A 22,242-nucleotide genomic window follows, 5' to 3' on the forward strand; every position below is an offset into this window, starting at 1 on the left:
GGGAATGATTGGTGATCTCTTTGATCGGTTTAATTTTTAATTTATTATTATAAGACTATAATTGAGCCTAAATTTTTGTCAAAAAGATATTGGCAAAGAGATATTTCATCATAATGGGGTTGTGTTTTGTCTAAAGGTTTGAGTATCAGTAATAAAATCATAGTGTGGGTGGCGTTGATTGTGATCGTGTGCGTGGGTATTTTAGGGGTGTCCTTGAATAGCAGGGTGAAAGAGATTTTAAAAGAAAACGCTTTGCATTCCATGCAAGAGGGTTTGCATTTTAAGGTTAAAGAAGTCCAATCGGTTCTTGAAAATATTTATACGAGCCTAGGCGTTGTCAAAAACATGCTCCCTCAAGACACCAAGAAAGAAATCAAAATCAAATTGTTAAAAAACTTTGTTTTGGCTAATTCGCATGTCGCTGGGGTGGGCATATTTTTTAAAGACAGAGAAGATTTGAGATGGACGCTTTTACGGGACAATGATGCGATCAAGCTAGTGGAAAATCAAACATTAGGGAATAACCCTTTAGTGCAAAAAGTGATGAAAACTAAAGAAATCGCTAAAAGCTTGCCTTATTATAGGAAAATGCCTGATGGCAAGGAAGTTTATGGGGTTGATATTCTTTCACCTTTATTAAATGAAAACACTCAAGAAGTGGTGGGGGCTTTGATGGTTTTCCTTTCTATTGACAGCTTCAGTAATGAAATCACTAAAAACAGGAGCGATTTGTTTTTAATTGGCATCAAGGGTAAAGTGCTTTTGAGTGCGAATAAGAGTTTGCAAGACAAATCCATCACCGAAATTTATAAAAGCGTGCCTAAAGCCACTAACGAAGTGATGGCGATTTTAGAAAATGGCTCTAAAGCGACTTTAGAATACCTGGATCCTTTTACTCATAAAGACAATTATTTAGCCGTTGAAACCTTTAGGATGCTAGGCAAAACAGAAAGTAAAGACAATTTGAATTGGATGGTGGCTTTAATCATTGAAAAAGACAAGGTCTATGAGCAAGTGGGATCGGTGCGTTTTGTGGTGGTGATAGCGAGCGCGATCATGGTGTTAGCTTTAATCGTAGCGATCACCCTCTTAATGCGAGCGATTGTCAGCAATCGTTTAGAAATCGTTTCTAGCACCTTGTCTCATTTCTTTAAATTGTTGAACAATCAAGCCCATTCTAGCGATATTAAATTGGTTGAAGCCAAGTCCAATGATGAACTAGGGCGCATGCAAACAGCGATCAATAAAAATATCTTGCAAACCCAAAAAATCATGCAAGAAGACAGGCAAGCCGTCCAAGACACCATTAAAGTGGTTTCAGACGTGAAAGCAGGGAATTTTGCAGTACGTATCAACGCTGAACCCGCAAGCCCTGATTTAAAAGAACTAAGGGACGCTTTAAACGGGATCATGGATTATTTGCAAGAAAGCGTAGGGACTCACATGCCAAGCATTTTTAAAATCTTTGAAAGCTATTCTGGTTTGGATTTTAGAGGGCGGATCCAAAACGCTTCGGGTAGGGTGGAATTGGTTACTAACGCTTTGGGGCAAGAAATCCAAAAAATGCTAGAAACTTCGTCTAATTTTGCAAAAGATCTAGCGAATGACAGCGCGAATTTGAAAGAATGCGTGCAGAATTTAGAAAAGGCTTCAAATTCCCAACACAAAAGCTTGATGGAAACTTCCAAAACGATAGAAAATATTACCACTTCCATTCAAGGCGTGAGCTCTCAAAGTGAGGCTATGATTGAGCAAGGGCAAGACATTAAAAGCATTGTAGAAATCATTAGAGACATTGCCGATCAAACGAATTTATTAGCCCTAAACGCTGCTATTGAAGCCGCAAGAGCCGGCGAGCATGGCAGAGGTTTTGCGGTGGTGGCTGATGAGGTGCGAAAACTCGCTGAAAGGACGCAAAAATCGCTCAGTGAGATTGAAGCCAACATTAACATTCTTGTCCAAAGCATTTCAGACACGAGCGAGAGCATTAAAAACCAGGTTAAAGAAGTAGAAGAGATCAACGCTTCTATTGAAGCCTTAAGATCGGTTACTGAGGGCAATCTAAAAATCGCTAGCGATTCTTTAGAAATCAGTCAAGAAATTGACAAAGTCTCTAACGATATTTTAGAAGATGTGAATAAAAAGCAGTTTTAATGCTCATTCATATTTGCTGCTCGGTGGATAACCTTTATTTTTTAAAAAAAGCCAAAGAGGCTTTTGCGGGTGAAAAAATTATAGGATTTTTTTATAACCCCAATATCCACCCTTATAGCGAATACTTGTTGCGTTTAGAAGACGTGAAGCGCACTTGCGAAATGCTAGAAATTGAACTGATTGAAGGCGATTATGAATTAGAAAAGTTTTTAGATAAAGCTAAAGGTAAGGAATTGTTAGGGGAAAAAAGCGAGCGCTGTTTTGAATGCTTTGATTTACGCTTAGAAGCGAGCGCTTTAAAAGCCTTTGAATTGGGGGAAGAAAAATTCACCACCACCTTACTCACAAGCCCCAAAAAAGACCCTAACCAGCTCATCGCTAAAGGGCAGAGCATTGCGCAAAGGCACAATTTGGAATTTATCGTGTTTAAAAACGATAATTTTGAACATTTTAAAAGCGAGTTGGATTTAAACTTGCAAGCTTTAGCGAGAGAAAACGAGCTTTACAGGCAAAATTATTGCGGTTGTCAATTCGCTTTGAAAATCCAAAAAGAATCCCAAAACAGAAGCCCCTTTGAACTTTACTCGCCCCTAAAACGCCAGATTTTACCCGCAAGCATTGAAGAAAGAACGCAAGTTTTTAGGGAGCTAGAAACAGCTAAAAAAAATAATGACAAGCCTTTTTTAGCCCAAAAAACGATTGCAACTTACCGCTTATTGAATGGGGGCGTGTGGCTTTCTAAAAATTCAAACCCTTTGAATTGCTACATTCTAGCGCGCTCTAAAAGTAAGGCTAAAGTGAGAATCAATGATTTAAGATGGGTTTTTTCCCAACGCTTAAAAGTGGTGGTGGGCTATAGTCAAAGAGATGAAACCCTGTTTTTAACTTTAGAAAGCCTTAATACGCTCATGGAAAAACGCTACAATCATTTAAAAGATCTCAGCCTCAACCCCTTAAGTTATGAAGAAGAGTTGTTTTTAAGGGCGTTAGTGAGTGGGAGCGAGAGCCTTAACCCTATCATCGTGCTAGAAGAATGCATAGAAAAAACCCTTTTTGTAGAAATCAAAAGCGTGTTTCAAGAAGAAAAGGTGTTTTATTTGCTGTAAGCTTGGGGGTTTAGTCGCTTCATTCTATGGCTTTTTAGCTTGTTTTAAACTGCAATTAGGCAAATAATAACTTTTAGGTTTTTCCTTGTCGCAAGCATTTGGAGTGTGTTAGGGTCTAAAATTTTTGCACAAGCTAGAGTTAAATCTGTGGTTGCTTTTATACCTCAATTTATTTCCAAAAATGAGTTTAAGACAAAACCTAAAAACCCCGTTGTTTAAAATTAAAGAATGTTAGTTGGTGATCTATACTTGGTGAGAACAAAATCTAAAACAATATATCATATTGTAAAATATAGTATTGTGTATAAACGGCGGTTATGTTTAGTCAAAACATGCAAGTAGTTTAAAGTTAATTTAAGATAATTAGGCACAATGCACTAAAAAATTAAGGTCGTATTTGAAAACTCTGTTTGTTGTTTATCTCTTTTTATCGTTGAACCCATTCTTTTTAGAAGCTAATGAAATCACTTGGTCTAAATTCTTAGAAAATTTTAAAAATAAGAATGAAGACGACAAACCTGAACCCCCAACCATCAATAAAAGCAGTGAAAAACAGCGAGTTTTAGACAAAAACCAGCAAATTTTAAAAAGAGCTTTAGAAAAAAGCCTTAAATTCTTTTTCATTTTTGGATACAACTATTCGCAAGCCACTTTTTCAACTTCTAATCAAAGCTTGACTTTTGTGGCTAATAGCATAGGGTTTAACACCGCTACTGGTTTAGAGCATTTTTTAAGAAACCACCCTAAGATCGGTTTTAGAATCTTTAGTGCCTATAATTATTTCCATTCCGTTTCTCTCTCTCAGCCTCAAACCTTAATGGTGCAAAATTATGGGGGCGGGTTAGATTTTTCTTGGATTTTTGTAGATAAAAATATTTATCGTTTTAGGAGTTATTTGGGTCTCGCTTTAGAGCAAGGGGTGTTATTGGTGGATACGATTAAACCGGGTGCGATTACAACGATCATTCCAAGAACCAAAAAAACCTTTTTCCAAGCCCCTTTCCGCTTTGGTTTTATCGTGGATTTTATCGGCTATTTGTCCTTGCAATTAGGGATTGAAATGCCCTTAGTGAGGAATGTTTTTTACACCTACAACAACCATCAAGAAAGATTCAAACCACGATTTAACGCTAACTTCTCTTTAGTCGTTTCCTTTTGAATAAGCCCATGACTTTCCTAGGGTATTTTAAAAGCATGGAAAAAACATTCGTTTGAATGCCGTTTTCTTTGCAAGCTCTTATGTTTTCTTTATTCCTTAATAAAAGGCTTTTAAACCCTTTCGTGCTAGCCCCACCGGTGCGCATCACTACTAACACTTCTTTCAAATAAGAAAAGCTTATTTTTTGCACCACAAACAAGCGGATGATCATCTCAAAATCCGCTGAAATCTTATAGTCGCTTTTGTATAGCCCATAGCGTTCATAGATTTCTTTTTTAACAAAGAGCGTGGGGTGCGCTGGCACGACACCATAAAGTAAGGTTTTAGGGTGAAACTCCCCGCTTTCATAATAGCGCACCACTTTTTCTAAACAATTAGGCTTGACAAAAACCAGATCCGCATACACGCTATCGCAATTTTTGTTTTCAAACTCGTGCACCACTTTTTCTAAAACGAACTCATCTTTGTAAAAATCATCGCTGTTCAATAAAGCGATAATATCCCCGCTCGCGCGCCTTATGCCCTTATTCATGGCGTCATAAATACCCTTATCTTTTTCACTCACCACGCAAGCGATTTTGTCTTTATATTTTTGAATGATTTCTAAAGTACCATCCGCGCTAGATCCGTCTATAATAATGTATTCAATGTTTTTATAAGTTTGATTAAGCACGGAAAGAATGGTGTCTTCAATGGTTTTTTCGCTATTAAAACACGCCGTGATCACTGAAACTTTTAGCAATTAAACCCTTTTATAATAAACTCCCCCATTGTATAACTAAGTTTTAAATAAATTCACTTGTTTGTCTAAATTTTTGGTTGTTTCACTCACATGCGTAGCGATTTTTAAAATATCTGAAGAGTCAGCTAAAGTTTTAGAAGCCACTTTTTCCACTTCTACAAAATCGCTTACCATCGCTTCAATTTGGTGTCCGGATTTGGCGTAATCGTCCATGCTTTGATTGCTATCTAAAACGACTGAACTCAAATTAGCGCTCATTTTTTCGTAAGTTTCTTGCACGCTTTTACTCATATCGCTCAAACGCTCCATTTTTTGCGAATTGAGATTCATTTGCGAGCTCACATCATTAATTTCTTGGACAATCACCATGATAGTGGAGTTGATTTCGGCTAAAGATTTTTGAGTGCGCCCGGCTAAATTCCTAACTTCATCAGCCACCACTGCAAAGCCTCTGCCATGTTCGCCGGCCCTTGCGGCTTCAATAGCGGCGTTTAGGGCCAATAGATTCGTTTGATCGGCAATATCATTGATAATATCCAAAATGGATTTGACATCATCAGCGTTGTGGCTTAGTTGCTCCACTTTATTAGACAGCTCTTCTTCAGTGTGTGCGCCCTCTATGATTTGAGAAAATAAATCCCCAATCGCATCCTTGCTCTCTTTGACAAGCCCTTGCGTTTCAATCAAACGCTTCCTTAACCCTTGAGATTGCTCTATAGAAGCATTCATCACGCTAGCCACATCAGTGGCCTTATCTTTCACGGAATTTAGGGTGGTTGAGGAATTTTTCATGCTCTCTTGGGTTTCTTTTGTGATTTGGACTAATTTGTCCATTGAAGTCTTATTGAGGGTGGAAATCCCCTTAATCTCTTCCATAATCAAGCGAGCCTTTTCTACAAACAAATTGACCCCATGCCCCACTTGCGAGATTTCATCGTTGCGATCATCCACTTCAATTTTGGCCCTCAAATCCTTATCCCCATGGCTAAAAGCGTTGATTTTAAGGACTAAATCATCAATGCGTTTCACGATCCTTAATTTGGCGTATATCAGCGTTAAAACCGCTAACGCTATCGTCGCTATCAATATCCAAAGGAATAATTTTGCGGTGTTTTCATTGAAAACCTTCTCCACGCCTTGTCTGATCGCTTGATTCTCAGCGTTAATATCAGTGTAGTAAGAAGTCGCTGCGATCACCATTTGAGACACTTCATCATAATGCGAGTAAGCGAATTTTTTCTCCGGCACGCCCCCATCGTATTTGGGCATTTTATAATAAGTGTAGCCTCCCCCTTTTTTAGCCGCTTCCAAATAGCCCTTAACATAATACACCCCATCAACGCTTTGCAAACTAAGCCCTGATTGGCCTATGGTTTTGGGATTGACCGGATCAAACAATACCACCCCATTTTTATCCACCACCACCATATAAATCATGCCCTTATCATCATTGATGCGTTTGAAATAATCCAGTGCCATTTTTCTTGCAGTGGTATTATCAAAATTTTTGTAATACTCATGAATGCCCTGTTCAAGAAGTCTTGTCATGTAAGCGAGCGTTTTTTCACGCTTTTTGTATTGTCCGGTTTCTAAATGCCCCATGAGTTGCTCTAGCGCATCTTTTTGCATGACTTTTACCAAACTAATGGACAACCCTCCTAAACCCAAAAGCGCGGCTAACACGACTAGCACGATACGCACCCCCAATGAAGAAAATACTGAAGCAAACACCATTCATCTCCTGTAATATCATTTTTAAGTCAAACCCTAATTTGAGAGTTTAGCTTCTAAATAACCCCCCCCCCCGAAAAATGAGAGGCGCAAAATTAAATTAAAACCCAATGTTTGAAGCCACTGAAAAAGTGAAAATCTAACAAGCTAGAATTATAAGATACTCTCTTTTAAGTTGGGCTTAAAAATAAAATCATAAAAATAAAAAATATTATTTAACTTTAATTTCTTTATCTTTTAAAAAATGGGGGTTTTAGTTACTTTGTTTGTCGTTTTAGATTTTATCCTAACCGCACGAAAAACTCTATCCTTTAGTGGCAAGTAAGCGTATAGCCGTTAGGCTATATTTAAACTAAAAGATAGCAAAATCTCTCTAGTCTTTTTGGGGGTGAGAAATATCCATGCGGACTTTAAAAAACAAAGCTTTTCATGTTAGTGTCTGTTGGTTAGTGTCCGTTGAGCCACTTTAGTTAGGAAGCCCCTTGCTTTAGAAAGGGGCGGTTTCACTTTGCAGTAAGAAACTCATTTATTAAGGGGATTAAGACAATAGGGGATATTTTGAAACAATTCTCCCCCTAACCACCCCTTAAATCCCTACTTCAGCCCACTCATCTCGTTTGGATAAAAAAGCACTTGCTAAATTCTTTGCACCCTCTAAAGTGTGGTTAGCCGCCCAACCGCATTGCTTTTCATTGCTCGCAGGCACTTCTGTAGCCTTTAACACATCTTGCATCGTTTTTTCCAAAACTTCTAAAATCTCTGTGTAATTGTCATGGTTTAACACCGTGAGATAAAATCCCGTTTGGCAGCCCATAGGCGACCAATCCACAACATAATTGGCATGGTTGCGGATAATCTCAGCGACTAGATGCTCCAAAGAATGCAAGCTTGCCATGTCCATGTGATCTTGGTTGGGTTGTTTGAAGCGCACATCGTATTTGACTATCAAATCCCCATTGACGCCCTTTTTGCGATCAGCGACACGCACATAAGGGGCTTTGACTTTGGTGTGATCCAAGTTAAAACTTTCTACATTCATTTTTGGTGTTTTCATTTTCTTAATTCCTTTATCCATCAATTGTGATGAAATTCTAGCTTATTTTAGCGAACGCTTGCTCTAGATCTTCTAACAAATCCTTTTCATGCTCAATCCCCACAGACAAGCGCACCAAACCATCTCTAATCCCTGCGGCTTCTCGTTGCATTTTAGGGATACACGCATGGGTCATAAACGCCGGAATGCCTACCAGACTTTCCACCCCACCCAAACTCTCGCCTAAAATGAATAGTTTAAGGCTTTCTACAAAAAGAGTCGCTTCGTTGTCGTTTTTGAGGGTGAAAGAAAGCATCCCGCTAAAACCGCACATCTGAGTTTTGGCTAGATCATGATTAGGGTGAGTGGGCAAGCCTGGGTAATAAACCCTCTCCACTTTAGGGTGTTTTTCTAAAAACTCAGCCACACAAAGGGCGTTTTTTTGATGAGCCTCCATGCGCAATGCTAGCGTTTTAATCCCTCTTTGCAACAACCAGCTGTCTTGAGGGCCTAGCACCCCCCCGATAGCGTTTTGGAAAAAAGCGATCTCTTGGGCTAGGGCTTCATTATTCGTGGTTACAAGCCCGGCGACCACATCGCTATGCCCGCCTAAATATTTTGTGCCGCTATGCACTACAATATCCGCTCCTAAAAGAAGCGGGTTTTGGCAATAAGGCGTGGCAAAGGTGTTATCCACGATAGTGAGCAGGCCATGCGTTTTAGCAAGACTAGCGCATTGCTTCAAATCTGTGATTTTAAGCAAGGGGTTACTAGGGGATTCCAAATAAAGGGCTTTGGTGTTGGGCTTGATAGCTTTTTGTATTTGAGAAATATCGCTAGTGTCTATAATGGTGCAAGAAAGCCCGTTTTTAGAAAGCACCTTGTCAAACAAGCGGAAAGTCCCCCCATAGACATCATCGCCCAATAACACATGATCGCCTGATTGCAAGAGCGAAAAGACAGCGTGAATCCCGGCTAAACCAGAGGCAAAAGCAAACCCTTTAACCCCCCCTTCTAGATCAGCGATAAGCTCTTCTAATGCAAAGCGTGTGGGGTTGCCTGAGCGAGAGTATTCATAGCCCTTTGGGCGGCCTATGGCGTCTTGGCGGTAGGTGGAAGTTTGATAAATAGGCACGCTCACCGCCCCTGTTGTGGCGTCCTCACTAATACCTCCATGGATCAATTTGGTTTGCATGCGCATGATTTTTCCTTTTTTATTGAATTTTTATGAATAAATACCTTTTGAGAGATAACGATCGGCAACATCCGGGAAAATGGTTAAAACTTGGCTGCCATTGGGGAGGCGTTGCACTTCCCTCAACGCTGCTGCAAAAGCCGCCCCACTAGAGCTCCCCACCAACAAGCCGTTTTTTTTAGCCAACTCCCTAGTGTAATGAAAACCCTCTTCATCTGAAATCGTTTCAAAGCCATCAATATCCAAGTTTGCAAAAAACGGAGGGATAAACTCCACGCCAATGCCCTCAATCTCATGAGGTCCAGGCTCCCCTCCATTCAAAATAGAACCCTCCGGCTCCACCCCAATCAAGCGAATAGAAGGAATGCGTTCTTTTAAATATTGGGCCGTGCCTGCAAAAGTCCCACCACTACCTATCCCGGCTACAAAGCTCGTAAGCTTTGCGCCTAATTTTTGGAAAATCTCAGGGGCTAAAGTGTGGTAGTAGGCGGCGGGATTACTAGGGTTTTCAAATTGCAAGGGCAAATAGCTATCAGGGATACTTTTGGCTAACTCTTTACTTTTTTTAATGGCTCCAGAAATCCCCTCACTAGTAGGCGTGTTGATCACTGTAGCCCCCAAAGCTCTCATGATTTGTTGTTTTTCTACGCTGAATTTTTCCGGGACAACAAAGATGGTTTTGAGATGGTGTTTGAGTGCAACTAGCACCAAAGCGATGCCGGTATTGCCCGCAGTAGGCTCAATGATGGTCGTTTGGGGAGTAATTTTGCCCATTCTAAGCCCTTCTTCTATGAGATATTGGCCTAAGCGGTCTTTGATACTCCCTCCTGGGTTTAGATGCTCTAGTTTGGCGTAAATAACGGAATCTTTTGGGATAGGGTAATTTCTCGTGAATTTAAAAATGGGAGTGTGGCCAATGGCGTCTTGCATTGCGGTGATGATCATCATTCCTCCTAAATAAAGGGTAGCAATAATTTTTATCATTATGCCTAAACTCATTAAATGGAGGTAAATTTAGGATAAAATGTTGGCTTATTAAGAGTAATCAAGGAGCTGTCATGAAAACGATAGAGTGGGATAAGGAGCAAAGAAAAGCGTTTCAAGATTTGTTAAGAGAGTTTGTAGCGTTAATAGACGCTAAAGCGCAAGAGGAAAAACAAACATGTAAAAAACCAAAAATACCAAAGTATGGTTCATGCCAAAGAGGGCTGAACAAGGTTTTAGCGCCATGGGGTTATGTGTGCAAGATTAGTCTTGGCTCTGGGAATTTATCCAATGAGCCATCAATGGCCTTTTGCCGTCAGGATATTTTAGGGGAGGGATTTGTCAATCGTGAAAAACCAACCCCCAAAAAAGGTTTTTACATTTGGCTTGCTTACTATTGGTGCAACGATGCAGAAAAAATTGATCTTTGTATAGGTCGATCCATAGAGAAAGATGGGGAAAAAGAGTGTCAAAAATGCCCAGCGTATGATAAGATCGTTATTGAAAACGCATGCTATCAGAAGCTCTATGACGATTTAGAAGCCGATCTTGAAGACATTACCGACTATTTTTTACACCTTATTAATGCATTATTAATGCATTTAATCAAATCCCCACTGCGTATTTTGAATTAGAGCCATCTAGCACAAGTTCTTAAAACAGCCCTTATGCAAAAAATAAAAATCTCATTTAACTTTAATATTTATTTTTTAAAAAATGGGATTTTTAATAAAACCTTTTAAATCAGTATCCCATTGATGAAAGTGAGAAAGGCAAGCGGATCTTTATCAAACCCACTCGCTTAAAAGAAGTTTGATGCGTTTTTATTCCACTTCCGCATCAATCACATCATCGTCTTTTTTCTTGGGTTGCTCAGCGTTGTTTTTATTCGCCATAGCTTCGCCTAGTTTTTGAGCCGCTTGCGCTAATAATTTCGTTTTGTCTTCAAGCTCCGCTTTAGTAGCGTTATCGTTTTTGATGCAATCTTTAAGGGCGTTAATGGCGTTTTGGATCTCATTAGCGTCATTTTCATTCAAATTCGCTTTATGCTCATCAAGACTCTTTTGGGTTTGGTGCGCCAAACTATCGGCATGGTTTCTCGCTTCAATCACTTCTTTTTTCCTTGCGTCCTCTTCTTTGTGCAACTCAGCGTCTTTAACCATTTTTTCAATCTCGCTATCAGACAACCCGCTAGAGCCAGAAATCTTAATTTCTTGGCTTTTACCGGTATTTTTATCTTGCGCTGACACGGTTAAAATCCCATTAGCGTCAATATCAAAGGTTACTTCAATTTGAGGCACGCCCCTTGGAGCTGGAGCGATGCCTTGCAAATCAAATTTACCCAAAGATTTATTATCCCTTGCTAAATCCCTTTCGCCTTGTAAAACCATAATAGACACAGCGGGCTGGTTGTCTTCAGCGGTTGAGAACACTTGAGATTTTTTCGCAGGAATAGTCGTGCCTCTATCAATGACTTTAGTCATCACGCCCCCTAAAGTTTCAATCCCAAGGCTTAAAGGCGTAACATCTAATAAAAGCACATCTTTCACATCGCCTTTTAACACGCCCCCTTGAATGCTCGCGCCCACCGCCACGACCTCATCAGGATTGACACTCTTATTCAACTCTTTGTTGATAAACCCTTTCACCCTTTCTTGAACTTTAGGGATACGAGTAGATCCGCCCACCATCACCACTTCTGAAATCTCATTTTTGGTTAGTCCTGCATCTTTAATCACGCTTTCAATCTTAGAAATCGTTTCTTCAATCAAATCCTCTGTCAAGCTTTCAAATTTGGCCCTAGTGAGTTTTTTAACCAAGTGTTTAGGCCCGGTAGCGTCCGCTGTAATAAAGGGCAAGTTGATTTCAGTTTCCATCGCAGAGCTTAATTCTTTTTTAGCGTTTTCAGCCGCTTCTTTTAAGCGTTGCAACGCCATCACATCGTTTTTGATTTCAATGCCTGTTTCGCTTTTAAATTCAGTCGCTAAAAAATCAATCACACGATTGTCAAAATCATCGCCTCCTAAAAACGCATCGCCCCCTGTGGCTAAAACTTCCACGACATTATCGCCTGTTTCTAAAACGGTAACATCAAAAGTCCCCCCACCCAAATCATAAACCATGATTTTTTCACTCTCTTTTTTATCCAAGCCATAAGCTAACGCCGCGCTAGTAGGCTCATTGATAATCCTTAAAACATTAAGCCCTGCAATCGTGCCGGCTTCTTTAGTCGCTTTCCTTTGGCTGTCGTTAAAATAAGCTGGAACCGTGATCACCGCTTCGCTAACGCTCTCGCCCAAATAACTTTCAGCGTCTTCTTTGAGCTTCATTAAAATTTTGGCTGAAATTTCTTGAGGGGTATAAATTTTACCGGAAATTTCAATCGCGCAAGCCCCATTCCTATCCACAATCTTATAAGGCAAGCGTTTTTCAGCTTCTTTAGCCTTTTCTTCATTAAACATCAAGCCCATGATTCTTTTAATGGAATAAATGGTTTTTTCTGGGTTAGTAACCGCTTGTCTTTTCGCACTCTCGCCCACTAAAATCTCGCCCTTATCCGTAAAAGCTACAATAGAGGGAGTGGTGTTTTTACCCTCTTTGTTAGCAATAATCTTTGCTTCATTACCCTCATACACTGCCATTGCAGAGTTGGTTGTCCCTAAATCAATTCCAATAACTTTTCCCATGCGTTATCCTTTCTTTTTAAAATAAATTCAATCGTTTTTAGCAATGCTCACCATTGCAGGCCTTAAAACCCTACCTTTATACTTGTAACCCTGTTGCAAAACTTGCACGATTTTTCCGTTTTCTTTTTCTTCGCTTTTGACTTGCATGATCGCATTGTGGAAATTGGGATCAAATTCTTCTAAGCATTCAATCCCCTCAATGCCATGCCTTGCCAAAACTTCATGCAACTTTTCCATCGTAAGCTCCAAGCCTTTCGTTAAAGCGCTCTCTTTATCCACTTCTACAGCGCTCTTATGAGCCCCAAGAAGCGCATCAATCACCGGCAATAAATCCAGCGCAATTTTTTCATACGCATACTCTAACGCCATGCTCTTGTCTCTTTCTAAGCGCTTTTTCACGTTTTCAAAATCCGCATGCACCCTCAAATATTTTTCGTGCATTTCTTGGTATTTAAGCTCAAAATCTTCCTTAATCTCGCATTCTTTTTCGCTCGCTTCTTGTTTTTTGCTTTCACAAGCGCAAGCCTTTTCGCAAGACTCTGGCTCTTTTTGGCTTAAATCATGTTCGTGTTCATCTTTCATCGTTCCTCCTTAATGGTTTGAAAAAACCCTTCATAATCGCATTCCAACTTTCCCACACAAAGCAGTTGCGCTTGCATGTCTTGAAATTTTATAGGGCGTGTTACTAACATGCGATTAGGCTCTATAAAATGCAACCCTTTTTTCAAACGCTCCAAAATCTTACCCCCTAAAATGTCAAAAAATAAAGGGCTGTTTAAAAGCGTTTTTAACCCCATGAGATTAAAGCGTGCAATTTGCGCATTGGAATACTCCAAACGCTCTAATTGTCTGGCCAAACTCAACGCATTGACAGAAGCGGCAATCAAGCGCACTTCTTTAACGCTTTTACCCACAAGCTCTAATAAAAACTTCTCCATTTTAACGCTGTAATCAATCGCACAAGAAAACGCTAAAAAATCCAAAATCAAGAAGCGTTTTTCGCACTCAATGACTCTTTCTAAACGCTCCAAACTGGGTTTTTTTAACAAAACAAAAAGCCCAAAATTCTCGCTAGCGCTTTTTAGGCGTTTTTCATTCACGCTTAAAACTTCAAAGCTCAATGACTTGCGCCAATAATTTTCAAACGCCTTAAAAGTGGGCAATCTAGCGCCGCTAGAATGGGCTTGATGGAGCATGCCCTCTTTGGAAAGGATTTGAAAATAATTCCTGATCGTCGCGCAAGACACTTTCAAGTCCGCCAGCTCTTTCAAGCGTTTAGAACTAATGGGTTCTAAGGTCTGCAGATAGGCTTTAACAAACGCATCTAACAAACTCTCTTTTTTATTCAAATCAGAACCTACTTCAATTCTTCTTAACATCATTTTTTAAAAACATCTCGTCAATCGCCATTTTTAATGGAATGACTTTCGCATTATAGCGCAAAAAGTTAATAATCTGTCACTTTTTTAAAACAAGTGATAAAAATTACAGGATTTTTCTTTAAAGTTTAGTCTGTATCACTAAATTTAATTACTATGATTAAATTAGGATTTTTTATAGAGTTGATTTAATTTGGATCTATTGGGTCAATCATATCTTGATATTAGATAAAACTTGTTATCATGCAAGCATGAACACACACACAAGAGGCATTGACAGCGATCTGATTCGTTCGCTCCAAAGCATTTCATTATCCATGTTTAGAAAGGGTTTTTTTGGGCTTTATCAAGGCTCCATTTCTGCACGCATTGGCACTAACCAGTTTGTGATCAATAAAAGAAACGCTGTTTTTGATCAATTGAATGAAAACACCCTACTAGTTTTGCATGACAAAATAGATTACCGCTGGAAAGAAGCAAGCTTAGATTCGCCTATCCATGCGAGCGTGTATAAGGAGTTTTTGGACGCTAAATTCATCGTTTATGCACGCCCTCCCTATAGTTTGGCGTATTCTTTACGCCATAACCGATTGCTCCCCAGAGATTATTTAGGGTATCGTTCTTTGGGCGAAGAAGTAACGATTTTTAACCCCAAAGATTATGACAGCTGGCAAGAAAGAGCGGATACGGAAATTTTACGCCAGTTGCAAGAGAGCAAAAAATATTTTGTTTTCATTAAAGGGTGCGGGATTTTTGCCTACCACAGAGAGCTTTCTAAACTCATGGAAGTCTTTGATTTGATTGAAAACTCATGCAAGGTTTTACGACTGGGCGATTTAATGGATTTTTGTTATAATGATGATCCACGATTGAGCGTGTAAAAAGCTTGAAAGGATAAACATGACCATCAACACCCATTACACCCCTAACTTCACGCAACTCCAAACCTTGAATAATATCAATAATGACGCAACGATAAAAGATAGGGATCAAGTAGAACAAGATTTGCAACAAAGCAATATTCAAGATGGTTTTAGTGAAAACAACACGCAAAACGCCCCTGATTTTGACCGACTGCAGGTTTTAAACGCTATCAATAACGATGGCACCATCAAAGACAGATCCCAAGTTGAAACAAATCTTGTTGAGGGCGAAAGTATCCCTGAAATTTATTCCAAACTAGACACATACGCTTAAATAAGGGGTTTTACCATTCTTTCAAAGCCATTTTAATCGCTTCTATCACGCAATCCATCCCACCCGCTAAACTAAAAAGCCAATATTTGTGTGCATAAATGTATTCTAATTGCTTGGCTCTTAACTCGTCTTCATTATCCGTTTTCTTGCACACGATTTCAGCGATATGCAATTCTTGATGGAAAATATAAGATTGTATTGCATCCATAAAATACGCATTAAATCGCTTGTCATCAAAAAGCTCTTTAATGTTATCAATTGCAGCGCTCAAATGTTCTAATTCTTTAAAATCCAGCTCTTCTAATTTTTTCTCTTCATGAAGTTTTTCCACTTTTTCTAAAAACTCTGCCACTTTTAAAAACACTTCTTCAACTTGCGTTTTTTTCTCTTTGGCGTATGCGATCATTTCTTCGCATTTTTGTTTAGCGGTTTTTAGATTTTTAGCCTGTTCTAATTGGGTGGGATAGTTTAGATTGATGGGGGGCTTTGGCTGAGATTTATCTATTTTTTCGCACACTTCTTTAAAAGGCATTTCTTTAGTCCCTTTAATCCTAGCCCCCCCTTCAGTAGCGTTAATGACTTCTAATTTATAGGGCGTGTTAAAAATATCTTTTTCAAAAAATTCTAAGAAAAGTTTCCACACTAAAGTGGTTTCTACTTCCCCATTACCCCCATATTTTTCTATAAAAATCTTGTCTTTATCCTTTTTAGGCTTGATCTCCCTATCGCCATAAATCGCCCCACTGGCATGGCTGTTACCGCTTTGTGAAAAGCTCAAATCCTGCCCAATAAACACGCATCTTTTAAAACGAGAATGCACCACCAATTCATACGCCATGTTCGCTGCACTCATGCCTATACCCACATAACCATATTGGTGCAAATCAAAAAGGTTGGTGTAGCCAAAGGGGCGGAAACTGAATTGCTTAACCCCTTTTTTAATCGCTTTAATCAATCGTTTATGCACAATGGAGGTTAAAGCAAAAATGACGCCTTCTTGAAAATCTAGGGGCGTTTCTTCATAAAATTTCGCCGTTAAATCCACCCTTTCTAAAGACAGCACAATATCAGGCTTGATACCCGCTTTAGCTAAAATAGGGAAGGAAGCGTCTATGCAAAAAAGCGTCGCATAAGGAGCGATTTCTTTTAAAAGGGGGAGTTGCTTGTTCAAACTAGGCCCGGTTGAAACAATAATGGCGGTGTCTCTGTTTTTTAAAGTGTTCACAAAATCCACTAAACTAGGGCTTTGAATGACTTCAGGCAAATTAGCGACATGCTGTTTGATGCCTATCAGTGCGTCTTTAGCGTCATTACCCACGCTAATTGCACCATGCTCTAAAGCGCGCGTGAAATGCTGGTTGATTTCTATCATTTGACTAGAATAGCGTTCATAATAAGCATTAAAGATTTTTAAATCATACATTCTTGCGTATAAACGAGACTTTTTATCCATATCAAACAAGGAAGCTATCATGTTGTAATTGCAAAAATCCGCATGCAACAAAATCAAGCGGTTTTCTAAAATCTCAGTGGAAAAATCCAAAAGATTCAACACAATGAAAATGATCTCTATTTCAGGCTCAACCACCACCAAGCGCTTTAAATTCCCATTGCCTAAAAGCAAGCGATAAAACACGCCATTACCCAAGCCAAAATAATACAAATAAGGATAAAGCATGCAAATTTCGCTATTTTTATATTGCTCCAAGCTTGAATCTAGCGGGCTTTTTTCAAATAGGGGGGTGTTTGTTTCTTTGTCTAAAAGGTTGAAATTCGCGCTGTCATTCCCTAAAAACACTTCGTATTTTTTGTTCTCTTTAATGGCTTTGAGCTTTGCGAACAAGAGAGGGTCTTTTTTAAAAAGGGCTTGTAAGTTTTTTTGATAAATGTCCATTATTCTAACTTATAAAAGGGCTAACGCCCCCTTTGGATTTCAAGGGCTATTATTGTAAAAGCCTTAAAACATTTTGTTGCACCGCATTGGCTTGCGCCATAGCAAAACTCCCGCTTTGCGCCAAAATATTGTATTTAGAAAAGTTCGCGCTCTCTTCAGCAAAATCCACATCTCTGATTTGAGATTCAGCCGCTTTAACATTCACTTGGGTAACAGAAATGTTATTAATGGTGGTAACCAATTCCATTTGCACCGACCCCATATCTGAGCGGATCTTGTCTAATTGCGTGCGTGCAGAATCCGCCATATCCATCACAATCATCGCCCCTTTAAGGCTTGTAACCCCAGCCCCTATGCCTTGAGAGTTGGTTTCTGCTTGCGCGCCATTAGCGTTCGCTCCAGCCGCTGAAGCCACATTCGCATCAAAAATGCCCCTAACCGCTCTCAAATTCACGGTGTATTCTGCCACCCCTTGAGCGGAATGAAAGCCCACATGGCTAAAATTCACACCGCTCACAATAATATCCCTAGCGTCGGTTCTAGTCAAAGTCAAGCGCCCAATAACCGCATGCTGTGTCCCAGAAATCCCTGCAAAATTCCCTCCCCCAAAAACTTGACCGCTCGCGCTCGCTGCATGCACAGAAATCGCACGCCCGTCAATGGAGTGCAAATTAATGCGCCCTTGAATGTCCAAGCTCGCTTCCACGCCGGTGCGATCTTTGACAGAGTTGATGGCATTAGTTAGCCTCCCATCAGCATCGTTTTTATGCACATCGTTCACCGTTCCAATTTCTACGCCATTAATGGTAAGTTCCCTAACAGTTCCTGATTGCACAGGAGTGCCGCCAGTGGCCATGACATTATAAGACGCTCTAACGCCTAGAGTGTTAGAAAAGCGGTTGATAATCTCGCTCAACGCCCCGATCCCCGTGCCAGCACTTGTAGAAATGCGCACGGTTTCAATCTTATAATCATTCACGCCATTGACTTGTTTGAAATTCAAGCCCACTTCAGTCAAGTTTTGCGCCGCTGCGCTAGCCAACATGCCTGCACCACTAAATGAAGAAGTTTCCATGCGCACATGCCCGATTTTATCCGAACTCGTTGAGCCAATAGACGCCTTAACCGTGGTGTTAGAATACGCGCCGATTTGAAATTCTTTATTAGAAAAACTTCCTGAAAGCATTTGCTGGCCGTTAAAGCTTGTGGTGTTAGCGATATTATCCAATTCTTCTAACAGCCTTTGAATATCGCTCTGGAGCGCTCTTCTACTCTCTAAAGTTTGCCCGTCTTGAGCGGCTTGAACGGCTTTGGTTTTAATGGTGTCTAAAATTTTGATTTGCTCATCCATCGCTTTATCTGCGGTTTGAACCATACCAATAGCGTCATTAGCGTTGCGGATCGCTTGACCCAAATTCGCGCTTTGACTCCTTAAGCTATCTGCAATCGCCATCCCACTAGAATCATCAGCGGCTTTATTGATCCTAAGCCCTGAACTTAACTTTTCAAGCGAGCTTGAAAGGTCTCTGTTGTTTTGAACCCCTACCGCATGAGAAGTTAAAGCGGCGATATTGGTATTTATCCTAAAACTCATGTTTGCATCCTTTGCATAGATATTTGTTTTTAGTCAAGCAAAGGGTGTTCCAACTCTTTGATTTTTTGTGCCGTTATAGAGTTTTATGATTTAATAAAGCGTTTAGTCAAAATTCTATGCTACAATCATTCATTAATAGGTATAAAATCATTAATTAAAGGCGTTCAATGAAGCACCTTATTATCGTAGAATCCCCAGCAAAAGCCAAAACCATTAAAAATTTTTTGGATAAAAGTTACGAAGTCATTGCCTCTAAAGGGCATGTTAGGGATTTATCCAAATTCGCTTTAGGCATTAAGATTGATGAAACAGGCTTCACGCCTAATTATGTCGTGGATAAAGACCATAAAGAGCTTGTCAAGCAAATCATAGAGCTTTCCAAAAAGGCATCGACCACTTATATCGCTACCGATGAAGACAGAGAGGGCGAAGCGATAGGCTACCATGTGGCATGTTTGATTGGGGGGAAATTGGAGAGCTATCCTAGGATTGTCTTTCATGAGATCACGCAAAATGCGATTTTAAATGCCCTAAAAACCCCACGACAAATTGACATGTCCAAAGTCAATGCCCAACAAGCTAGACGCTTTTTAGATCGGATCGTAGGCTTTAAATTAAGCTCATTGATTGCATCAAAAATCACTAAAGGTTTGAGCGCTGGGCGAGTACAAAGCGCGGCATTAAAACTTGTGATTGATAAAGAAAGGGAAATTAAAGCCTTTAAGCCTTTAACCTATTTCACGCTAGACGCTTTGTTTGAGCCAAATTTAGAAGCGCAACTCGTTAGCTATAAGGGTAATAAACTCAAAGCCCAAGAGCTTATTGATGAAAAAAAAGCTCACGAAATTAAAAACGAATTAGAAAAAGAAAATTATATGATTTCCAGTATCGTTAAAAAGTCTAAAAAATCCCCCACACCGTCTCCTTTTATGACTTCCACCTTACAGCAAAGCGCTTCTAGCCTTTTAGGTTTTTCGCCCACAAAAACCATGAGTATCGCTCAAAAATTATATGAAGGCGTAGCCACCCCGCAAGGCGTTATGGGCGTGATCACCTACATGAGGACCGATAGCTTAAATATCGCTAAAGAGGCTTTAGAAGAAGCGAGAGGTAAGATTTTAAAAGACTATGGCAAAGACTACTTGCCCCCTAAAGCCAAAGTCTATTCCAGCAAGAACAAAAACGCCCAAGAAGCCCATGAAGCCATTAGACCCACTTCTATTATTTTAGAGCCAAACGCTTTAAAAGACTACCTTAAACCTGAAGAATTGAAGCTCTATACCTTAATTTACAAACGCTTTTTAGCTTCTCAAATGCAAGACGCTCTTTTTGAAAGCCAAAGCGTGGTTGTGGCTTGCGAAAAAGGCGAGTTTAAGGCTAGTGGCAGGAAGCTCCTTTTTGATGGTTATTATAAGATTTTAGGCAATGACGATAAGGACAAATTACTCCCTAATTTGAAAGAAAATGACCCCATTAAATTAGAAAAATTAGAGAGTAACACCCATGTGACAGAACCTCCAGCGCGTTATTCAGAAGCGAGCTTGATTAAAGTTTTAGAAAGTTTAGGCATAGGAAGGCCTAGCACCTACGCCCCAACGATTGCGCTTCTACAAAATAGAGACTACATCAAGGTAGAAAAAAAGCAAATCAGCGCTTTAGAGAGCGCTTTTAAAGTGATAGAGATTTTAGAAAAGCATTTTGAAGAAATCGTGGATTCTAAATTTAGCGCTTCTTTAGAAGAAGAATTAGATAATATCGCTCAAAATAAGGCGGATTACCAGCAGGTTTTGAAGGATTTTTACTACCCTTTTATGGATAAAATTGAAGCCGGGAAAAAGAATATCATCTCTCAAAAAGTGCATGAAAAAACCGGCGAATCATGCCCTAAATGTGGGGGGGAATTGGTCAAAAAGAATAGCCGTTATGGGGAGTTTATCGCTTGCAACAATTACCCTAAATGCAAATATGTCAAGCAAGTTGGAAACGCTAATGATGAGGCTAAACAAGAATTGTGCGAAAAATGCGGAGGGGAAATGGTGCAAAAATTCAGCAGAAACGGGGCGTTTTTAGCTTGCAACAACTACCCTGAATGCAAAAACACCAAATCCTTAAAAAACACCCCTAACGCAAAAGAAATGATAGAGGGCGTGAAATGCCCAGAATGCGGAGGGGATATTGCCTTAAAAAGAAGTAGGAAAGGCTCGTTTTATGGTTGCAACAATTACCCTGAATGCAATTTTTTATCCAACCATAAGCCCATCAACAAGCGCTGCGAGAAATGCAATTATTTGATGAGCGAGAGGATCTATCGCAAAAAAAAGGCGCATGAATGCATTAAATGCAAAGAGCGCGTGTTTTTAGAAGAAGATAATGACTAAAGAAAATCTGCCTATCATCTTTGGGCCTGTTTTATCCAGGCGTTTTGGGAAGTCTTTGGGCGTGGATTTATCGCCCTCTAAAAAACAATGCAATTACAATTGCATTTATTGCGAGTTGGGTAAAGCCAAACCCATTAATCGCATGGAAGAAGTCATAGAGGTTGAGGTTTTGATTGACGCCATTCAAAACGCTCTCAATAATCTCACCACCCCCATTGATGTTTTAACCATCACCGCTAATGGCGAACCCACTCTATACCCTCATTTATTAGAGCTTATCCAAAAAATCAAGCCTTTTTTAAAGGGCGTTAAAACTTTGATTTTAAGCAATGGCTCGTTATTTTATGAGCCAAAAGTCCAGCAAGCCTTAAAGGAATTTGACATCGTTAAATTTTCTTTAGACGCTATTGATTTGAAAGCCTTTGAAAAGGTGGATAAGCCTTATTCTAAAGACATTAACAAGATTTTAGAGGGCATTTCAAATTTTTCTCAAATTTATCAAGGTCAACTAGTGGCTGAAGTGTTGTTGATTAGGGGCGTGAATGATAGCGAGAATAATTTAAAACTCATCGCTGCATTTTTAAAAAAAATCCATATCGCTAGAGTGGATTTAAGCACCATAGACAGGCCTTCAAGCTTTAAAGCCCCTAAATTAAGCGAAGATGAATTGTTAAAATGCTCTTTATTTTTTGAAGGGCTTTGCGTGAGTTTGCCTAAACGCACCGCTCCTAAAATTGAGAAACTGATTTCTTGCGATAGGGACGGGTTGCTCGCTTTAATCTCTAGACGCCCTTTAAGCGTGGAAGAAGCCCCCCTAATCTTAGAGCTTGATTCGTTTAAGCATTTAGAAACTTTATTAAACCATCAGCAAATTACGATTAAAAAAGTCGGCTCTTTGGAGTTTTATTGTGCGTTTTAGGCTTTATTTGCAATCCGTAGTTTTACCTTACTTTAGGGATAGTTTAAGCTTTTAAAAAGAATTTCTTTTATTATCAAATAACGCCGTAAT

Annotated in this window: 17 protein-coding genes and 1 pseudogene; 8 read left to right on the top strand and 10 right to left on the bottom strand. The window is 39.7% G+C overall.

The window, feature by feature from the left end; all coding sequences use genetic code 11:
- Positions 1 to 126: 126 nt before the first annotated feature.
- The 3 genes from AA977_RS00505 (at position 127) to AA977_RS00515 (ending at position 4,419) form a co-directional block, all read left to right on the top strand.
- Complete coding sequence (locus tag AA977_RS00505) at positions 127 to 2,154, top strand: methyl-accepting chemotaxis protein (RefSeq protein WP_064434159.1); 2,028 nt, start codon at positions 127 to 129, stop codon at positions 2,152 to 2,154.
- A complete protein-coding gene (locus AA977_RS00510; RefSeq protein WP_064434160.1) occupies positions 2,154 to 3,260 on the top strand; it encodes an epoxyqueuosine reductase QueH in 1,107 nt (368 codons plus the stop codon). Before AA977_RS00505 ends, AA977_RS00510 begins: the two co-directional genes overlap by 1 nt.
- A 397-nt stretch (positions 3,261 to 3,657) precedes the next feature.
- The gene (locus AA977_RS00515; protein WP_064434161.1) at positions 3,658 to 4,419 is read left to right on the top strand and encodes an outer membrane beta-barrel protein; all 762 of its coding nucleotides are present in this window, start codon (positions 3,658 to 3,660) and stop codon (positions 4,417 to 4,419) included.
- Here the strand turns inward: AA977_RS00515 and AA977_RS00520 are convergent.
- The 5 genes from AA977_RS00520 to AA977_RS00540 all read right to left on the bottom strand — a co-directional run bounded on the left by AA977_RS00520 (position 4,391) and on the right by AA977_RS00540 (position 10,065).
- Positions 4,391 to 5,161, bottom strand: coding sequence for a glycosyltransferase family 2 protein (locus AA977_RS00520; protein WP_064434162.1), 771 nt, complete (start codon positions 5,159 to 5,161; stop codon positions 4,391 to 4,393). The two genes, AA977_RS00515 and AA977_RS00520, sit on opposite strands and share 29 nt — an antisense overlap.
- Positions 5,162 to 5,197: 36 nt before the next feature.
- The gene (locus AA977_RS00525; RefSeq protein ID WP_064434163.1) at positions 5,198 to 6,895 is read right to left on the bottom strand and encodes a methyl-accepting chemotaxis protein; all 1,698 of its coding nucleotides are present in this window, start codon (positions 6,893 to 6,895) and stop codon (positions 5,198 to 5,200) included.
- A gap of 583 nt (positions 6,896 to 7,478) precedes the next feature.
- Entirely contained in the window at positions 7,479 to 7,946 is a 468-nt protein-coding gene (locus tag AA977_RS00530) for an S-ribosylhomocysteine lyase (protein ID WP_020971794.1), read from the bottom strand.
- 37 nt (positions 7,947 to 7,983) lie between these two features.
- The gene (locus tag AA977_RS00535) at positions 7,984 to 9,126 is read right to left on the bottom strand and encodes a cystathionine gamma-synthase (RefSeq protein ID WP_064434164.1); all 1,143 of its coding nucleotides are present in this window, start codon (positions 9,124 to 9,126) and stop codon (positions 7,984 to 7,986) included.
- Positions 9,127 to 9,150: 24 nt separating this feature from the next.
- On the bottom strand, positions 9,151 to 10,065 hold the full coding sequence (locus AA977_RS00540; protein WP_064434165.1) for a PLP-dependent cysteine synthase family protein: 915 nt from the start codon (positions 10,063 to 10,065) through the stop codon (positions 9,151 to 9,153).
- Positions 10,066 to 10,178: 113 nt separating this feature from the next.
- Here AA977_RS00540 and AA977_RS00545 point away from each other — a divergent pair.
- Positions 10,179 to 10,762 (top strand): annotated as a pseudogene (locus AA977_RS00545) (hypothetical protein).
- A 166-nt stretch (positions 10,763 to 10,928) separates the two neighbouring features.
- Here AA977_RS00545 and dnaK read toward each other — a convergent pair.
- From dnaK to AA977_RS00560, 3 genes are read right to left on the bottom strand one after another with little or no spacing between them, the layout of a single operon-like run.
- Positions 10,929 to 12,791 (bottom strand): molecular chaperone DnaK, encoded by a 1,863-nt coding sequence (gene dnaK / locus AA977_RS00550; RefSeq protein ID WP_064434166.1) that lies wholly within the window; start codon positions 12,789 to 12,791, stop codon positions 10,929 to 10,931.
- Positions 12,792 to 12,818: 27 nt separating this feature from the next.
- Positions 12,819 to 13,373, bottom strand: a complete 555-nt coding sequence (gene grpE / locus AA977_RS07920) for a nucleotide exchange factor GrpE (RefSeq protein WP_064434167.1) — start codon at positions 13,371 to 13,373, stop codon at positions 12,819 to 12,821.
- Positions 13,370 to 14,170: an HrcA family transcriptional regulator gene (locus AA977_RS00560; RefSeq protein ID WP_064434168.1), complete on the bottom strand. Its 801-nt coding sequence runs from the start codon at positions 14,168 to 14,170 to the stop codon at positions 13,370 to 13,372. Before AA977_RS00560 ends, grpE begins: the two co-directional genes overlap by 4 nt.
- A 251-nt stretch (positions 14,171 to 14,421) precedes the next feature.
- Between AA977_RS00560 and AA977_RS00565 the strand changes: the two genes are divergently transcribed.
- Together AA977_RS00565 and AA977_RS00570 are read left to right on the top strand one after the other, a co-directional pair.
- Positions 14,422 to 15,051, top strand: a complete 630-nt coding sequence (locus tag AA977_RS00565; protein WP_064435167.1) for a class II aldolase and adducin N-terminal domain-containing protein — start codon at positions 14,422 to 14,424, stop codon at positions 15,049 to 15,051.
- 19 nt (positions 15,052 to 15,070) lie between these two features.
- Positions 15,071 to 15,367 (top strand): hypothetical protein, encoded by a 297-nt coding sequence (locus AA977_RS00570; protein ID WP_064434169.1) that lies wholly within the window; start codon positions 15,071 to 15,073, stop codon positions 15,365 to 15,367.
- Between the two features lie 10 nt (positions 15,368 to 15,377).
- Here the strand turns inward: AA977_RS00570 and AA977_RS00575 are convergent, their stop codons facing one another.
- Positions 15,378 to 17,261, bottom strand: coding sequence for a motility associated factor glycosyltransferase family protein (locus AA977_RS00575; RefSeq protein ID WP_064434170.1), 1,884 nt, complete (start codon positions 17,259 to 17,261; stop codon positions 15,378 to 15,380).
- 49 nt (positions 17,262 to 17,310) lie between these two features.
- Complete coding sequence (locus tag AA977_RS00580) at positions 17,311 to 18,855, bottom strand: flagellin B (protein ID WP_000010011.1); 1,545 nt, start codon at positions 18,853 to 18,855, stop codon at positions 17,311 to 17,313.
- A 167-nt stretch (positions 18,856 to 19,022) separates the two neighbouring features.
- Between AA977_RS00580 and topA the strand changes: the two genes are divergently transcribed.
- Together topA and AA977_RS00590 are read left to right on the top strand one after the other, a co-directional pair.
- Positions 19,023 to 21,233: a type I DNA topoisomerase gene (gene topA, locus AA977_RS00585; protein ID WP_064434171.1), complete on the top strand. Its 2,211-nt coding sequence runs from the start codon at positions 19,023 to 19,025 to the stop codon at positions 21,231 to 21,233.
- The gene (locus AA977_RS00590; protein WP_064434172.1) at positions 21,226 to 22,152 is read left to right on the top strand and encodes a radical SAM protein; all 927 of its coding nucleotides are present in this window, start codon (positions 21,226 to 21,228) and stop codon (positions 22,150 to 22,152) included. Before topA ends, AA977_RS00590 begins: the two co-directional genes overlap by 8 nt.
- Positions 22,153 to 22,242: the final 90 nt, after the last annotated feature.

It is taken from the genome of Helicobacter pylori, from assembly GCF_001653455.1.
Classification (GTDB): Bacteria; Campylobacterota; Campylobacteria; order Campylobacterales; family Helicobacteraceae; genus Helicobacter; species Helicobacter pylori_A.